Source organism: Burkholderia sp. SIMBA_051 (assembly GCF_046534915.1).
Classification (GTDB): domain Bacteria; phylum Pseudomonadota; class Gammaproteobacteria; order Burkholderiales; family Burkholderiaceae; genus Burkholderia; species Burkholderia ambifaria.
Genome location: NZ_JAWRXS010000563.1, coordinates 1 through 255 on the forward strand (window position 1 = coordinate 1; position 255 = coordinate 255).

Annotated in this window: 1 pseudogene; it reads left to right on the plus strand. The window is 56.9% G+C overall.

Features of this window, described 5'->3' with window-relative positions:
• Nucleotides 1–9: 9 nt before the first annotated feature.
• Nucleotides 10–255, plus strand: a pseudogene (locus SB771_RS35725) (NADPH-dependent 7-cyano-7-deazaguanine reductase QueF); the annotation flags it as partial.

The window sequence follows — 255 nt, forward strand, 5'->3', positions numbered from 1 at the left end:
GAACGCATCATGACACCCGAACAATCACCGCTGGGCAAACCGTCCAGCTACACCGAACAGTACGACGCATCGCTGCTCTTTCCGATCGCGCGGAAGAATGCGCGCGAGCAGATCGGTATTGGGGCGACGTTGCCGTTTTTCGGCACGGATATTTGGAACGCGTATGAGCTGTCGTGGCTGAATGCGCGCGGCAAGCCGCAGATTGCGATTGCCACTTTCTTTATTCCGGCGGATTCGCCGAATATCGTTGAGTCG